Annotated in this window: 14 protein-coding genes; 9 read left to right on the plus strand and 5 right to left on the minus strand. The window is 30.1% G+C overall.

The window, feature by feature from the left end; translation table 11 throughout:
- Positions 1–109 precede the first annotated feature (109 nt).
- A complete protein-coding gene (locus ACNI28_RS01325) occupies positions 110–2,059 on the plus strand; it encodes a sensor histidine kinase (RefSeq protein WP_419765055.1) in 1,950 nt (649 codons plus the stop codon).
- Between the two features lie 655 nt (positions 2,060–2,714).
- Here the strand turns inward: ACNI28_RS01325 and guaA are convergent.
- From guaA to nadB, 4 genes are all read right to left on the minus strand, one after another.
- Positions 2,715–4,250, minus strand: a complete 1,536-nt coding sequence (gene guaA / locus ACNI28_RS01330; RefSeq protein WP_419765056.1) for a glutamine-hydrolyzing GMP synthase — start codon at positions 4,248–4,250, stop codon at positions 2,715–2,717.
- A 91-nt stretch (positions 4,251–4,341) separates the two neighbouring features.
- Positions 4,342–4,539, minus strand: coding sequence for a hypothetical protein (locus ACNI28_RS01335; RefSeq protein WP_419765058.1), 198 nt, complete (start codon positions 4,537–4,539; stop codon positions 4,342–4,344).
- A gap of 83 nt (positions 4,540–4,622) precedes the next feature.
- Complete coding sequence (gene nhaD, locus ACNI28_RS01340) at positions 4,623–6,014, minus strand: sodium:proton antiporter NhaD (protein ID WP_419765060.1); 1,392 nt, start codon at positions 6,012–6,014, stop codon at positions 4,623–4,625.
- A complete protein-coding gene (nadB, locus tag ACNI28_RS01345) occupies positions 6,014–7,465 on the minus strand; it encodes an L-aspartate oxidase (protein WP_419765061.1) in 1,452 nt (483 codons plus the stop codon). Before nadB ends, nhaD begins: the two co-directional genes overlap by 1 nt.
- Before the next feature lie 95 nt (positions 7,466–7,560).
- On the opposite strand from nadB, the gene ACNI28_RS01350 reads away from it, so the two are divergent.
- Positions 7,561–7,977 carry a DUF721 domain-containing protein gene (locus ACNI28_RS01350; RefSeq protein WP_419765062.1) on the plus strand — a complete coding sequence of 139 codons (417 nt, stop codon included), beginning with the start codon at positions 7,561–7,563 and terminating at the stop codon, positions 7,975–7,977.
- Here the strand turns inward: ACNI28_RS01350 and ACNI28_RS01355 are convergent.
- On the minus strand, positions 7,964–8,551 hold the full coding sequence (locus ACNI28_RS01355) for a M48 family metallopeptidase (protein WP_419765063.1): 588 nt from the start codon (positions 8,549–8,551) through the stop codon (positions 7,964–7,966). The two genes, ACNI28_RS01350 and ACNI28_RS01355, sit on opposite strands and share 14 nt — an antisense overlap.
- A gap of 79 nt (positions 8,552–8,630) precedes the next feature.
- Between ACNI28_RS01355 and ACNI28_RS01360 the strand changes: the two genes are divergently transcribed.
- The 7 genes from ACNI28_RS01360 (at position 8,631) to ACNI28_RS01390 (ending at position 17,595) form a co-directional block, all read left to right on the plus strand.
- Positions 8,631–9,803 (plus strand): pyridoxal phosphate-dependent aminotransferase, encoded by a 1,173-nt coding sequence (locus tag ACNI28_RS01360; protein WP_419765064.1) that lies wholly within the window; start codon positions 8,631–8,633, stop codon positions 9,801–9,803.
- Positions 9,804–9,806: 3 nt separating this feature from the next.
- A complete protein-coding gene (locus ACNI28_RS01365; RefSeq protein WP_419765065.1) occupies positions 9,807–10,703 on the plus strand; it encodes a cation diffusion facilitator family transporter in 897 nt (298 codons plus the stop codon).
- Between the two features lie 14 nt (positions 10,704–10,717).
- On the plus strand, positions 10,718–12,961 hold the full coding sequence (locus tag ACNI28_RS01370) for a CHASE2 domain-containing protein (protein ID WP_419765066.1): 2,244 nt from the start codon (positions 10,718–10,720) through the stop codon (positions 12,959–12,961).
- A 59-nt stretch (positions 12,962–13,020) separates the two neighbouring features.
- Positions 13,021–13,173, plus strand: a complete 153-nt coding sequence (locus ACNI28_RS01375; protein ID WP_419765067.1) for a hypothetical protein — start codon at positions 13,021–13,023, stop codon at positions 13,171–13,173.
- A 698-nt stretch (positions 13,174–13,871) separates the two neighbouring features.
- Positions 13,872–15,830 (plus strand): ribosomal protection-like ABC-F family protein, encoded by a 1,959-nt coding sequence (gene abc-f / locus ACNI28_RS01380; RefSeq protein ID WP_419765068.1) that lies wholly within the window; start codon positions 13,872–13,874, stop codon positions 15,828–15,830.
- Between the two features lie 48 nt (positions 15,831–15,878).
- Positions 15,879–16,322, plus strand: coding sequence for a GatB/YqeY domain-containing protein (locus ACNI28_RS01385; protein WP_419765069.1), 444 nt, complete (start codon positions 15,879–15,881; stop codon positions 16,320–16,322).
- Between the two features lie 16 nt (positions 16,323–16,338).
- Entirely contained in the window at positions 16,339–17,595 is a 1,257-nt protein-coding gene (locus ACNI28_RS01390) for a GGDEF domain-containing protein (RefSeq protein ID WP_419765070.1), read from the plus strand.
- Positions 17,596–17,793 lie beyond the last annotated feature (198 nt).

Consider the following 17,793-nt stretch of genomic DNA (forward strand, 5'->3'; position numbering starts at 1 on the left):
TGTGGTGTATCCCAATAAGAAAGTTATAAGAAAGTTTACTTTAGCATAAACTTTAGTTATAATCATGAAAGTTGCTTGAAGAGTAAAAATTACTTTTAGGATAAATTAAGTGAAAAATAATAAATATAAAGCAAGAAGATTTTTATTCCCAATTCTATCTTTAGTACTTATCTCAATTGTATTAATTGCAAGCGTAAGTTCATACATATCAATAAATATGTTTACTACTCATACAGAAGAAAATATCCAAGAAACTACATTATTGTATACTCAAAGACAAAAAGAAAAAGTTTATAAAGATGTTAACTTTGTAAATGATTCTATAAAGTTTAAGATAAAATCAATGGAAGAAAGACTAAAAATAGCTTTAAAAGAAAAATTAAAAGTTGCTTTAAATATTGCTAGTTCTATACACAATAAATACAAAAATAGTCATAATAAAGAAGAGATAAAAGAAAAAATAGCCCAAGCCTTAACTGAGATTAAATTTAACAATCGTAATTACTATTTTATGTATGATAATAAAACAAAGGTTATTTTTGGTCACCCATTAAAGGAGTTTATTGGTAAAAATATGACCAATTTTAGAGACGCTAGAGGTAGAAGTCTTATGCAAACTGATGCAAAAATATTAGAAAAGAAGAAAATAGGATTTAATAAAATATATTTTCTTAAACCTGATAAAAAAGATGAACAGTTTCCTAAAATCACTTGTATAGGAAAATATGAACCACTTGATTTGGTTTTAGGTCTTGGTGAGTATCTTGATGTTATTGAAAAGCAAGTTAAGAAAGAGTTACTAAGTAGGTTTTCTAATATCTCTTATGAACAAAAAGATAGTTATATAGTTATATTAGATTTACATAATAAAAATGGTGGAGACGAATTTGCTACAGTTTTATTAAACTCAAATAAACCTGAATTGCAAGGAAAAAAAGTTACAACTAAAACAAAAGATATAAAAGGCAATCTATTCAAAAAAGACTTTTTAGAATTAGTCGTAGAAAAAGGAAGTGGGTATTCATCATATTGGTATAAAAAACCATCTACTAATGTTCCTTCAGAAAAAATATCCTATTTTCTTCTTCAAGAAGACTGGAACTGGATAATCGCAAGTGGCTTTTACTATGAAGATTTAGAAAAACAAATTCTTAAGATGAGGGAATCTGTAAGTACCCATACAAAAGATACTATTACTAAAACAATTATGTGGATTGCCATATTGTCTTTATTTGCTATTATTATTGCTATATTTGTATCATTTAAAATTGACCAAACAATTAAAGCATATATAAATACTATTATTAATTATGAAGACCATAAGAGAAAACAAGAAAACTTACTTATGCAACAAAGTAAAATGGCAGCAATGGGAGAGATGCTAGGAAATATTGCACATCAGTGGAGACAACCATTATCTACCATTTCAATAGCTTCAACTGGAGCAAAACTCCAAAGAGAAATGAATTGCTTAACTGATAAACAACTAGATACAGTGTTTGATTCTATCAATAATTCAGCTCAATTTTTATCTCATACAATTGATGATTTTAGAGACTTTTTCAATCCAAGTAATAACAAAGTAAATAAGAGTTATCTTGCTGATACTTTTAATAAAACACTAAATATTATAGAGGCACAATTTGTATCAAAAGAAATAGAGATTATACAAAACATAGAAAATATTGAAATAAAAACTATTGAAAATGAACTTATACAAGTAATAATAAATATTTTAAATAATGCAAGAGATGCTTTATTAAAATTGAAAAATCAAAAAAGATTGATTATTATAAATATTTATAAAGAAGAAAAAAACATTGCGATAAAAATCAAAGATAATGCAGGTGGAATCCCTGAAGATATAATTGATAAAATCTTTGAACCCTATTTTACTACAAAACACCAATCCCAAGGAACAGGAATAGGATTGTACATGAGTGAAGAGATTATAAAACTACATCTAAATGGTGCAATAAGTGTAGATAATGATATTTTTGAATATGAAGGTATTGAATATACAGGAGCAATGTTTAAAATTATATTGCCTTTATCATAAAAGCTTATCTGAAATAAATTTACTCTTTCTTATTTACAATTTAACTAACTTTAAAAGATAAAAATTCTGTATTTTCTTAGTATAGCCTTGTTATTTGTTAGATAATTTACACTACTTTTAAATATCCCCTCTGCTGTCAACTTTTAAAATCTTCATTTGAAGTAAATTCATCATTTTCCAATATTGATAAAATCTCTTTTTCATTAATAGTTAAATTTAATCTATGCATAAATACTCCTTTATGTAGTGATGTATAGATCATGTATTTTGATTATATTATAATTAACAAAGTTAAAAGTGGAGATTTAGAATTTAAGTCGTAGTTTTGGATTTCTCAAATTTATTATTAAAGATTAAATCTCTCTTGTACCCTTACATGGTCACGCTTTGTTACTTTTTTCAGCGATAAAATAAGTAACCAAAAAATCTGTTTTCAATTGCTATCGCTAATGTTTACTTTCGTTTGTATTGTTATTTTACGATGAGATTAGGTTAACTGTTCTATTTTAAAAGTATTAGTATCGTAAATAAAGCGGTAGATTTTAGTTTCAGACAAGGAAGAGAAGAAAATCTGCGATTGAGCTTACTAAGAAGTAAGTGATTGAGCTGATTTTCTTATTTGACGCAGTATCAAGTTAAAAGATACTGCTTTATTTTATTCCCATTCTATTGTTGCTGGCGGTTTTGAGCTGATGTCATAAACAACTCTGTTGATTCCATCAACCTCATTGATAATTCTTCTACTTATTGTTTCCAAAATATCATGTGGTATATGTGCAAATGTAGCTGTCATACCATCTGTTGCTTCTACTATTCTTACACAAACAGTGTTGTCATAAGTTCTATTATCACCCATAACACCTACTGATTTTACGTTTAATAGTACTGTAAATGCTTGCCATGTTTTGTCATAAAGACCAGTTGCATAAAGAACATCTAACATAATAGTATCTGCCTTTCTAAGAATCTCTAAGTCTGGTTTGTTTACATCTCCCATAACTCTAATAGCAAGTCCAGGTCCAGGGAAAGGGTGTCTTCCAATCATATCTTTTGGAAGTCCTAATTCAAGTCCTAAAAGTCTTACTTCGTCTTTGAAGATTTCTCTTAATGGCTCGATTAAATCAAATGTCATCCAATCAGGAAGTCCACCTACATTGTGGTGAGATTTGATAGTTTTTGAAGGTCCTTTTACAGATACAGATTCAATAACATCTGTATAGAGTGTACCTTGTGCTAAGAACTCTATTCCATCATGTTTTTTTGCTTCTTCATCAAACACAGTGATAAATGTTTCACCGATGATTTTTCTTTTTGTTTCAGGGTCTGTTACACCTGCTAGTTTACTCAAGAACTGCTCACTTGCATCTACTGTGATTAAAGGTACACCACGAGCTTTAAACATAGCTTCCACTTGTTCTCTTTCATTTGCTCTTAAAAGTCCATTATCAACAAATACAGGTATAACTTGAGTACCTATTGCTTCTGCTAAAAGTGTAGCTACAACAGAAGAGTCAACTCCCCCTGAAACTCCACAAAGAACTTTTTTATCTCCAACTTGGTCTTGTATTTTTTTGATTTGTTCTTTTGCAAAAGAACCCATGTTCCATGTACTTTCACAATCACAAATATATTTTGCAAAGTTTTTAAGTAGTTTTGCACCCTCTTGTGAGTGATATACTTCTGGATGGAATTGAAAAGCATAAACCAATCTATCCAAATCAGCAATTGCTGCATATGGTGAGTTTTCACTTGTAGCTATTTTTTCAAATCCTTCAGGGATTTTTTCAACTCTATCACCATGACTCATCCATACAGTTTGCCCATCTGTTGTATCTCTAAATATATCACTTTGTTTTTCAAAACTTAATTTTGCTTTTCCATATTCGTGATGGTCTGCTGGAATTACACTTCCACCAAAGTGTTGAGAAATAAGTTGCATACCATAACAAATACCTAAAATAGGTAATCCAAGCTCAAATATCTCTTTATCTGGATGATATGAATCTTTAGCATAAACAGAAGCTGGTCCACCACTTAAAATTATACCTTTTGGTGTTCTAGCCTTTATATCTTCTATACTTTCACTATATGGTACAATTTCTGAATAAACACCAGACTCTCTAAGTTTTCTTGCAATGATTTGAGTATATTGACTACCGAAATCTAATACAACAATAGGTACATGTTTCATTTGTTATTTTCCTTCTTATTTCACACTTATTTGTGTTTGCATATTACAATTTTTAATCAGGGATTTTATCTAAATAGTTGTAAAAAATTGGTTAAGTGTTTTTTTCATCTTCTATTTCTTGAAGATTTGTTTTCCCACATTTGGGACAAGGGTTTCCAGGATTGCTATAGCATGAATAACAAAACATCGTATCACAGCCTTCACAACTATGTTTGCAATGTTTACATACATAAGTTCTAGCTCTTTTAAATTTTTCTTTTTTAGAACTTTTAAAAATCCAAGAAAACATCAAAACTCCTTAAAATAGAATAAAAAAGGGCTACCAAGTAAAACCTTAGTAGCCCTTTTATTTAATCAATTATATTAGATGTTTTATCCAACGTGATAAAAACCTAAAACTTCATATTGTACATACCAAACAGCAATTGATACAATATATCCTATTAAAATAGTCCAAGAATATTTCATATGAGCACCGAACGTATATATACCATGAAGTTTACCCATAACACCAACACCTGCAGCAGAACCAAATGAGATTAAAGATCCACCAACACCAGCTGTTAAAGTTACTAACATCCATTGGTCAAGTCCCATTTCTGGAGAGGCTTTAAGAACTGCTGACATTACAGGAACATTATCAACGATTGCAGATAAGAATCCTACCCCAATATTTGACCATGTTGGGCCTAAAACATTTGGATCATAAACCACTGCGGCTAATGCTAACCAACCTATAAAGTATAAAGCACCAACTGCTGCTAAAATACCAAAGAAGAACATTAAGGTGTTGTTTTCAATTTTTGCCATTGAGTGGAAAATATTGAAATGGTCAGAACCATATTTTTTCTTTAAACCATAAGAGTAGATTTTAAGTAATGATAGACCAAACATCATACCCCACATTGCAGGTAAATGTAAAACTTGGTGAGACATTACAGCACAGAAAATCGTAAATACACCAAGACCCATAACTACTTTTGAACCTGCTGCCATTTCTGGTTTTTTCTCTTTTGAAGCATCAAAAGCTGGTACTTCATTAGGAACAAATTTAACTAATATAATTGCAGTAACAAAATACCCAAGAATAGAAGCTGGGAATAAGAACATAAAGTCTGTAAAAGAACCTTTCCCTGCTGTCCATGCCATAAGTGTAGTAATATCACCAAATGGAGACCATGCACCACCTGCATTTGCAGCAACAACAATATTGATTGCACCTGGAACTAAGAAGTCTTTTCTTGTCTTTTCAATAGTAATTAATACTGTTGATAAGATCAAAGCAGTTGTTAAATTATCTGCTATAGGTGAAAGGAAAAATGCAATAATCCCTGTTACCCAGAAAAGTTTTCTATACGTAAAACCTTTTGAAACTAGATTATATTTTAATCTATCAAATACTCCCATATGAATCAATGACTCAATATAAGTCATAGCAACAAATAAGAAGAAAAAGATTTCCGCAATTTCTAAAATAAGATGTTGTGCTTGTGTATGAACCGAGTTCATATCTAAGCCGTTCATTGCATAATATACAGCAACTAACATAAACATCAATGTACCAATTAATAAAGCAGGTTTTGCCTTATCAATAGCATATTTTTCTTCCGCCGCAACAAAATAATAACCAACAATAAATATTAATAAACATGAAATTCCTACCCACGTCATAGTTAAGTCAGGATTAGCGTGAGCTTCCCCTCCTCCACCTGATGCGAAAGCAGCAACTGAAATTAAAAGTAATGATACTAAACTTTTTAGCATTAATTCTCCTTGATAAAATGAGCGCCAAGTGAACTTTTACGTTCAAGAGCACTAGTCAAAATAGATTTTGCCGTAAGCAATCTTAAAAACAATAATCTACCAACATCTTCTTTTAAAAATGTTTCGATTTGTGTCAATGCTGTACGCAAATTCGATTCATTTCTTACTATTGAAGCATTTTCCCACATAAGTTTTCTTAATAGGTTTTTTATATCTTTATCAATGTTTTTATTTCTTATATGTTTAGATATCTTTTTGTTGTAATCGCTTTGTTTTATCTCAAAATGACTCTTTAGACTATGTTCAACTGCAATTTTAGAAAATACTATACCTTCTAATAGTGAATTTGAAGCAAGTCTATTTGCTCCATGAACTCCAGTACAAGCACACTCACCTATTGCATATAGGTTTTTCATACCTGATACTTGTGCATCTAGATTTGTAGGTATTCCACCCATTGTATAGTGAAAAGCTGGTGAAATCGGTACGTCCTCAAAAGGTAATTCAAAGCCAAGGTCTTTTAGATTTGCATAAATGTTTGGGAATCTTTTTTTAAAAAACTCTTTTTTAAAGTTTTTAAACGATAAAAATACACCCTTACCTGTTTTTGTTGCATAATCAAATATCGCACGACTTACTATATCTCTAGGAGCTAGCTCTCCATCTTCATGATAATCAAATAAAAATCTTCTATTATCCTCATCTACTATAAAAGCACCCTCACCTCTTAAAGCCTCACTTAAAAGAGGTTTTCTAGCAAAGTGAGTTCCTCTTACAACTGTGGGATGAAACTGAAGCATCTCCATATCTTTTAAAGATATTCCTTTTTCTAAGCAAATACCTTGAAGTTCCCCAGAGATTGAAGTAGAGTTTGTATGATATTTATATAAAGAACCAACTCCACCACTTGCAATGATAGTGTTATGTGCATAAACAACTTTTTCTTCTATTTCATTAACAAAATACTGGACACCATAACAAACATCATCTTTGATAAGTAAATCACTTACTACAACATTTGTAACGAGTTCGTGGGGGAATTGTTCGATTAAGAACATATGTATCATTCTACCGGTTGCATCACCATCAGCATGTATGATTCTACTTCTGCTATGAGCTGCTTCTTTTGTAAGGGCTATTTCACCCTTTGCATTTAAATCAAACTTTAATCCTGAATTTATTATATCTTTTACTGCTTCGTTTGATTTTTCACTTAAAAGTTTTACTGCATTTATATTGTTGTGGTGAACACCTGCATTTAAAGTATCTTCAATATGTACAGGAATATCCTCTTTATCAACAGCAAAGGCAACTCCACCTTGTGCCCAAAAAGTATTACACTCCCAAGGGGATTTTTTAGCCAAAAGTAGTACTTTTTTATCTTTAGGGATAAGTCTTGCTGCATTTAATCCAGCAATTCCAGAACCTATAATAACGTAGTCGTAAATCACTTAGATGATACCTCTTTTGTATCATCAACATAGACAGGTGGCGCCTTATAACCACACCCTGAAAAACTTAATATAAATAGTGTTATAATTATTGCATGAAAAATGCTAACGAAATTCTTACTCATTTGAAATATTATCCTGAATTTAAAAAAATTAATACCAATATTACTATAGAAAGACTAATTAATGCCTTACCTCTTAAACTAAAAAAAGGTATAAAATTTGGTTATATAAAAAACCAAACTCTTTTTTTCGTATTAACACATCCTGTTTATAAAATGGAATTTGAGTATAACAAGAGTTTGATAAAATCACTTTTAAAAAAAGCAAATATTGCAAATGTAAATGATATAAAGTTTTTCGTAACTAATGTTATTGAAAAAAAAGAAGAAGTTCATGAACAAAAAGATTTTTATATAGAGCGTGCTCATGGTATCTTTGAGAACTTTTGCAAAGATGAAAAACTACGAAATAAATTTGAAGAAATTAGAAAAGTAATTAAAAGCTCTTAAGCTTTTTTTCGCACTCTTTGTAGTCTGGACAATACTTTTCAACCAAATCCCAAAACTTTTTAGAATGATTTTTGTGTTTTATATGTGATAATTCATGAATTACTACATACTCTATAACACTTGCTGGAAATTTCAGCAAGTTTAAGTTTAGATTTATAGTGTTGTCATGGGAACAAGAACCCCATCTTGATTTGTTGTTTCTATATTTTACTACTTTTGGAAAAAGTTGCATTATGTTTGCTTGATTATTAACTATTGGAGTTATTATAAAAGGGGCTTTATTTTTATAAAATTTTATCAAATCAAAATCTTCAAAATCTTTTTTTTCAAACTTCTCACCCAAATAATAAAATTGCTCTTGTGATATTGTTGCACTTTTTTTATTTAGATGTTTTAATATCCAATCTTCTTTTTTTAAAATCAAATCTTTTGCATCATCTAAAGAAAAATATTTATTTGCAGTAATTTGAATAAAATTATTCTCAATAATTCTCAAATAGCAATGTCTAACATTTTTTTTATTTATTAATTTTGCATCTACTTCTTTTTCATCTAGTAAAACTTTAAACTCCAAAATTATCCTTAAGTATATTTTTGATAAAATCCACATACTATTATATTGTAATATAATAAAAATTACATTGAGGAAAATGATGAAAATTGCAAATAGAATGGAGAACTTATCTCCGTCGGTTACAATGGCTATTACCGCTTTAGGAAGAGAACTTAAAGCACAAGGTAAAGACATTCTAAGTTTTAGTGCTGGTGAACCAGATTTTAACACGCCTGATATAGTAAAGCAAGCGGCAATTAAAGCGATTCAAGACGGACATACTAAGTATACCGCTGTTGAAGGTATCACTGAAACTAAAAAAGCAATTATTAATAAACTAAAAAGGGACCATGGACTAAATTATGATTTAGATGAAATCATAATCTCAAATGGTGCAAAACACTCTTTATTTAATCTTTTTCAAGTACTAATTGAAAAAGATGATGAAGTTATAATTCCAGCACCTTATTGGGTTACATATCCTGAGCAAGTAAAGTTTTCAGATGGTATTCCAGTTTTTATAGAAACAGATGATTCTACTTCATTTAAAGTAACTGCTAACCAAGTAAAAGCAGCTATAACGGATAAAACAAAAGTTTTATTATTAAATACACCTTCAAACCCAACTGGTGCTGTTTATACAAGAGAAGAATTAACTGCCATTGGAAAAGTTTTAGAAGGAACTGATATCTTAGTTTTCTCTGATGAAATGTATGAGAAGATCATGTATGATGGCAAAGAGTTCTGTGCAGTAGCAGAAGTTAGTGAAGATATGTTTCAAAGAACAGTTACAATAAATGGACTAAGTAAAGCAGTTGCTATGACAGGGTGGAGATTTGGATATCTTGCAACTCCTCAAAAAAACTTAGTAAAAGCTATGATTAAACTTCAAGGTCAAGTTACATCAAACGTAAACTCAATCACTCAACACGCAGCAATCTGTGCTTTAGAGGGTGAAGCTGATGATACAATTGAAATCATGAGAAAAGAGTTTGAAAAAAGAAGAGATATTGCAGTTGAAAAGTTTAACTCTATTAAAGGTATCTCTTGTGTTATACCTGATGGTGCTTTTTATCTTTTCGTAAATATCAAAGACCTAACTTTTGATTCTATGAAATTCTGTGCAGACTTACTTTCGCAAAAAGGCGTAGCAGTAGTACCAGGTCTTGCATTTGGTACAGAAGGGTATTTTAGATTCTCTTTTGCTACAGATTTAGATTCTATTTTAAAAGGTATTACTAGAATAGAAGAGTTTGTTAACGAGAACTACTAAATAATGACTCTTCAAAAAAAAGCAACGGTTGTCTCATCTAGCGTTGCTGCAATTCTTACACTAATAAAATTAGTCGTAGGAATTGCAAGTGGGTCAGTTGCAGTTTTAGCTTCTGCTGTTGATTCAGTTTTGGATATGTTTGTATCTGTATTTAACTACTTTGCTATATCAAATGCAGAAAAACCAGCTGATAAGTATTTTAATTATGGTAGAGGTAAAATAGAAGCCTTAGCTTCTGTTATTGAGGGTACGATTATTACTCTATCTGGGCTTTTTTTATTATATCAAGCTATTGAAAAAGCTATTAATGGTGAGGTTTCAAAGTACCTTGAAGAGTCATTGACTGTAATGATTATCTCTTTAGTTATAACTGTAAGCTTAGTAATATACCTAAACTATGTATCTAAAAAAACAAACAGTATGGTGATAAAAGCTGATGCCCTACACTACAAAACAGATGTATATTCAAATGTTGCAGTATTGACTTCTTTGGTATTGGTAAACTTTACAGGATATGAGATAATTGATGTCTTAATAGGTGGTGCTATTTCATTATATATTATCTACTCAGCTTATGAGCTTATTCAAAATGGTGTTTTAGTTTTACTTGATAAAGCAGTTGACCAAACAACAGTAAAACAACTAGAAAAAATACTTATATCAGAAGATAGAGTAAATAATCTACACCTTCTAAAAACAAGAGAAGTTGGAAATAAAATATTTGTTGAAGTGCATTTAGTTTTTGATTGTCTTATTACACTAATGGAAGCTCATAAGATATCAGATAAAATAGAGAATAAAATCAGAAAAATAGACAAAGAGAAAAATTGGATAATCAACATCCATATGGATCCCTATGATGATTTTGAGTCAAATGATGAGGAGCATGATTTACATTAAGTAAATAAAGTATTATGAAAAATAAATTTATAAAAAAAACACTTTTATACTCTACTCTTTCTTTAGTACTTTCAATATTTTTATCTTTTACTTATATATTTTTTCCACAACTGCCAGAATCATTTGATAGTAACTTAAGAGATACACTTTTTAAAATAAGAGGTGAAATCCCAAATAATGAAACTGTTTTTATTGTTGATATTGATGAAAAATCTTTACAAGCCTTAGGTCAATGGCCTTGGTCAAGGGACAAAATATCAAAAATCCTAGAAAACCTCACAAATGCAGGAGTTGGACTCATTGCATTTGATGTTGTTTTTGCAGAAGAAGATAGAACCTCTCCACATAAAATACTTAATCAATATAATGTAAAAATGGACAATATTCCAAATCATGATGAAATATTTGCAAAAACTGTTGCTACTACACCAACAATCTTGGGTTATCAGTTTGAACTAGAAAAAGATAATGAACACGTAAGCAAAGATGCCCCTTCTATTCCTGCAATTTTTGTAGAGAGAAATAAAAACCCTGAGCAAAACTACCTTATCACAGCTACTGGAACTATTTTAAATATCCCAATAGTACAAGACAATGCATACTCTAGTGGCTTTTTTAATAATATTCCAGATGAATCAGGGATTATACGAAGTGTACCTTTAATCATTTCATATGATGATGCTATCTATCCATCTTTGGCTTTAGAGATTTTGAGAATTATCACGGATACAAAACGAGTAGATGTTAATTATGACCCATATGGAGTTAAGAATGTAAAGCTAAATAATATCACCATTCCAACTGATAGACATGGTAGGATACTAGTAAACTTTAGGGGAAAAGAGAAAAACTTTAAATATATCTCTGCTTTAGATATATATAATGATAAATTTGACAAAGAGTATATAGAAGGAAAAGTTGGATTAGTAGGAACTTCTGCTGCTGGACTACTTGACTTAAGAGCAACTCCTTTTGAGTCAGTTTATCCAGGAGTTGAAGTACATGCAAATGTGGTAGACAATATTATAACTGGTGACTTTATCTATAAAGCTTCATGGATTGATGGTGCAAACTTAGCAATTATTTTTGCCCTATCAATTGTGGTTATGTTAGCTATTACATTTACACCTTTTTGGTATAATCCTGTTATTACTATAATATTTCTAGGAACTACACTATATGGGGTTTATTATGCTCTATTTAGCCAAGGCTTAGTTTTTAATATTTTTTATCCACTAATAACAATTGTAGCATCTGCTGTTATTGCTACACTACTTGATTACTTTTTTGAGATTAAACAAGAAGAGGCTATCAAGAAGAAGTTTGCTTCTAAAGTATCAAAAGAGGTTATGGATAGTCTTTTATTAGACCCAAATAATAGTACATTTTCAGCTACTCAAAAAGAGATTACGGTGTTTTTTAGTGATGTAAGAAACTTCACAAACATATCTGAATCTATGCCTAATGCAACTGTATTAATTGAGTTCTTAAATGAATATATGGACCCAATGACTGATATAATTATAAAAGAAAAAGGTACAGTTGATAAATTTATCGGTGATGCTATTATGGCATATTGGAATGCACCAGGGAATGTTCCAGACCATGCAGAAAGAGCTGTTATAGCAACCCTAAATCAACTTCACTTAATAGATGAATTAAATAAGAAAGTAAGACAAGACCCAAGATTTGAAAATACTGTAAAGATGAGTGATAAGATGGGAGTTGACCCAATAGAGATTGGTATAGGATTAAATACGGGTGTTGCAGTTGCAGGAGAAATGGGAAGTAGCCAAAGAAGTGATTATACTGTTATTGGTGACCCTGTAAACCTAGGTGCAAGACTTGAATCACTTTGTAAATACTATAACTCAAAATGTAATATTTCAAGCTTTACAAAAGAGCAACTAAAAGGCAGTTATATATATCGATTTATAGATTTAGTGACTGTAAAAGGGAAAAGTGAACCTATTGCAATATGGCAAATTCATGATTATGATAGGGACGAAAGTGAACATAAACTTTATAAAACATCAAAACAAAGACTTAAAGATGAACTCGAACTTTATCACAAAGCAATTGAGCTTTATAAAACTGCAAAATTTAAAGAAGCTTTAGAGATTTTTAAAGATGTTAACAACTGGGAAGATAAATCAAATAAAAATATTTATGATATTTATATACAAAGATGTGAACACTATATAAAAGAGCCTCCAACAGATTTTAATGGAGTATTTATACACACTACAAAAGGATAATTTTCAATCTTTTAAGATTTTTGTTATACTAAAGAAAAAGAATATAGAAAGGATAGAAAATGGAAATAGTTTTTGCATTGATTTATCTTGCTATGTTTATAATAGCTTTTTTCTTAAGTCTTGCTAGTGTGAGATACTTTATAACTATGTGGAAGTATAAACATAGAAAAAAAGATGGGAGCGAGGATGATGATTTTAAGAAGTTTGATTAGGGAATTAAACTTACGTGTTCTCTCTTGAAGAACAAGTTCTTCGCTTTCTGACTTTTTAGTTGTAAAAAGTAAGACAAAAAGCAACCAGACGAGTTGATGAAGGCAAAGCTTTCCTCCAGTTATATATTTATTTTCTGCCCTGCAAAACTCACTAAAGAGTGCATTTAGCACTCTTCTTAACATTCAAACAGTTTCGGGCGTAACCGAAAATAAACATCTAACTTCCGGCTTCATCAAAGTCTGGGAAGAATGAAAGTTTGAACTATCATAAGTAAAGTTAGAAACCTAAACAAATCAAAAATGCAAATGTCCTTATCCCACCTTTTATCTCCAACATTGAAACAGGGGAAAACTTGTGCTAAATGCACAAGGCAAACTTCGTGCGTTAAGCCGAAGGTTTATTTCTCTTTTCGGAAAAGAGTTACAACTGTTTGAGTAAATAAATGTGCTAAATGCACATTTATTTATAAGTTTTGTAACTCAGATGCCGGGACGAAGTGACTAAATTCTGGTACAGACAAAAGATAAATAATAAGTGAGGGAACCCAAAGAGCGAAGCCCGTCAGATATTTAAGAAATATTTTATTTATATAATTCTTTCATAATATCCTTATAAAAACAAAAAGCACTATATAACACATATTTAGATATTATATCTATCTAAAATTATAAACAATATATAGGATTTTAAAACTCATATGGCATTAATAGACTTACAAAACATTTCAAAACAATACGACATCAAAGTAATACTTAAAAATGTAAACTTTACACTAAACCAAGGACAGAGAATCGCTGTCATTGGACAAAACGGTCAAGGAAAATCAACACTTCTTAAAATCATCACAGGAGAAGTGGAAGTTGATAGTGGAGAAAAAGCTATTGATAAATCTCTTAAAATAGAGATGCTTGCCCAACAACCTAAATTCAAAGCTAATCTAATGGTAAGAGATGCCATTGAAGAACAACTTGTGGAAGTAAAAAGTGCAAAAGATGAGTATGAAGAAATATCTCACAAACTAATGACTGATTATGAAAATGAGACACTTTTACACAGACAAAGTGAGCTTGCAACTTTTTTAGAGTTTCACAACGCTTGGGACTTGGATAATCTAATTGAGAGAGTATTAATAGAGTTTCAGTTAAAAGAGTTTGAACATAAAGATGTAAATCTTTTAAGTGGAGGAGAGCAGCGAAGAGTTAGTCTGGCTGGGTTGCTTTTGAGAAAACCTGATGTTTTATTACTAGATGAGCCTACCAACCACCTTGATGTTTATATGGTGGAGTTTCTTGAAGAGTTACTTATCAAAAACAACTTTACTCTTATCTTTATCTCACATGATAGGTATTTTATAGATAATATCGCAACTGAAATAGTAGAAGTAGAAAATGGTGAAATTAAAAAGTTCAAAGGCGGATATACAAGTTATCTAGAACAAAAGCAACAAATGCTTGAAAACATGGAAAAAGAGCATCACAATCTAATAAGAATGGTTAAAAGAGAAGCTTATTGGATGCAACATGGAATAAGCGCAAGAAGAAAAAGAAATGAAAGAAGAAAATCAGAATATTTTGATTTAAAGAAAAAAGCTAAATCAAATCCATCCCTTATCAAAAAGATGAGTGTAGAACTGCAAAGGGAACAAAAAGCATTTAACAGTAGTGAAGAAGCAAAAATACAAAACAAAAGAAAAATGCTTTTTGAACTAGATGACATTTCAAAAACACTTGGAAACAAACTATTAATAAAAGACTTCACAACTAGAATCTTGCAAAAAGACACCATAGCAATAGTAGGACCAAATGGTACTGGAAAATCTACTATGCTAAAAATCTTTATGGATAAACTACAAATTGATAGTGGAAGCTTTAAAAAAGGTGATTTCAAAATAGGATACTTTGACCAACAAAGAGAGATGTTAGATGATAGTAGAAATCTTATGGAAACATTTTGTCCAAATGGTGGAGATAGAGTTGTTCTAGCAGATGGAAGAAACCTCCATGTTTATGGTTATCTTAAAAACTTTTTATTTCCAAGGGAATATTTGGATAAAAAAGTTGGAGTACTAAGTGGTGGAGAAAAGAACAGAGTTGCTCTTGCACTACTGTTTACTAAAGATATTGATTGTATGGTTCTAGATGAGCCAACAAATGACTTAGATATCCCAACCATAAACATCTTAGAAGAGTATTTACAAAACTTCCAAGGAGCACTTATATTTGTATCTCATGATAGATATTTTGTAGATAAAATTGCTAAAAAACTTTTTGTATTTAAAGGACATGGTGGTGAGATTTTTGAGTCTTTTCAACCATATACAGAGTATCTTGAAATAGAAAAAGAGTTAAAAGAGTTAAATGATTTGGATAAAGAGTTTACTAAAACACAAAATAATCAAACAAAGAACTCTACACCAAAAAAGCAAACAAAACTAAGCTATAAAGACCAAAGGGATTATGATAACCTGCCAAATGAGATTGAGGATTTAGAGCTAAAAATAGAAGAGATTACTCAGTGTTTATCAAATCCAACTTGCTATGAACAAAAAGGTATAGTAGCTATTTCTCAAGAGTTAGAAGAAGTAAAAAGTATTTATGAGGAAAAAGTTGAAAGGTACTTAGAACTAGAAGAGATGATAGAGAGTTTTAACTCTTAGTTTGCTACAATAGAAAATAAAATTATAAATTATAAAAGGACTTTGTATATGAGTTTAAAAGAACAGCTAAAATCAGACTTAAAAGATGCTATGAGATCAAAAGAGATTGTAAAAAGAGATTCTATAAGAGCTATTAATACAATGATTAAACAAATTGAAGTAGATGAGAGAAAAGACTTAAATGATGAAGATGTTATTAAACTTATACAAAAAGGTATAAAACAAAGAGAAGAAGCAGCAATTCAATACAAAAATGCTGGAAGAGATGATCTAGTTGAAGTAGAACAAGAACAAATAGATATTTTCAAAGCTTATTTACCACAACAATTAAGTGATGCAGAACTAGAAGCTGGAATGAAAGAGCTTATATCAGAAGTTGGAGCAACATCAATAAAAGATATGGGAAAAGTAATGGGTAGTGCTAGCAAAAAGTTTGCAGGTGTTGCTGATGGGAAAAGAATAAGTGAAATGGTAAAAAAGCTTTTAGCATAAAATATAAGGAAAACTCATGACAACTATTGAGAAGATTGCTACAAAAACATTGGAAGTATTAAAAGAGCGAAAAATACAACCTACTCCAAATGAATACAATAAAGAGTTTTGTAATGTAGCAAAAAGTCAAAATGAAAAAATAGATGATTGTAATTTGTTTAAAGAGTTAGTTAGTAAATTAACTCCTGGTGAACAAACAGAATTAAAAGCAAATAATATTCAAACTTTTGAAGAGTTAATTGGATTGCTTTTAAAAAGAGTTCATATAGAAAATGTCTCAACTTTAGCTTCTATTATCAAACAAGCTTTATCACCTTCTATCAATATTCACCTTGATGAACAATTAACAAACTTCTCTATTAAAATTGGAGATTCACCTGAACTAATATTTGAAGAAGATATCCAAAAAGAGATGCAAAAACTTCTAGAAAATAGATTTACAACTGATCAAAATCTATTAAAAGAAAAAACGGCAGATATTGCAAAACTTGTTACGCTTATGGGTAAACATTTAAAAGAAGCAATTAACAATAACCAAAATAGCTCTAGTAATGTTACAAATATTAAAGATGAACTTGAATCAATTGATTTAAAAGACAGTAGTGTTTCAGATTTAGTAGATTTGCAAAGTAAACTTATAAATGCAGCTTCAAGTATAGAATCAGAGATGAATGAAGTAAACAAAAAACTATCTACTGGTGAAGACCATGTAAAGGTATTAGAAAACAAAGTCAATGTTTTAGAATCTCAGCTAATAGAAGCTAAAAAAGAAGCCGTAATTGATCATCTTACTGGATTACTTACAAGAAGAGCATATGATACTGAAATAAAAATGATAGATAAAAACTTTGAAAGAGAAAATATCCAATACGCTATCGTTTTCTTTGACCTAGACCACTTTAAAAGCATAAATGACACCTATGGACATGATGGTGGAGATACTGTATTAAAAACATTTTCAAAGATATTGAAAAGTCAAACTAGAGAGAATGATATCTTAGCTAGATATGGTGGAGAAGAGTTTGTAGCTACTGTTGAATATAAACTTAGAAGAGAAGTTTTACAATATCTAAAAAGAATAAAGAAAATAGTAAATGAAAATACTTTTAACCATAAAAACAAAAAGATAAAAGTTACCTTTTCAGCAGGTGTTGTTCTAAGAAATGACCATAAAGATTATGAAAGTGCTTTACAAAAAGCGGATATTCTTTTATATGAAGCAAAAAATGGTGGAAGAAATAAAATTATACTAGAAGATCAAACAGTTATTTAATCTTCTAGTATTTTCTCCTGACCAATTCTATAGGATAAAAACTTATAAAAATAGTATTTATAATATTAAAAAACATTTTTATCGAAAATAAAGTACCTTGAGTTATATAATTTAAAAGCCGTACTTTTTGAATATACTCCTAAAAGAACAGATTTTTGAACATGTTTTAAAACACTTATCTGCTTACATTTTTAAGAA

It is taken from the genome of Arcobacter denitrificans (SeqCode), from assembly GCF_048571185.1.
Taxonomy (GTDB): Bacteria; Campylobacterota; Campylobacteria; order Campylobacterales; family Arcobacteraceae; genus Arcobacter; species Arcobacter denitrificans.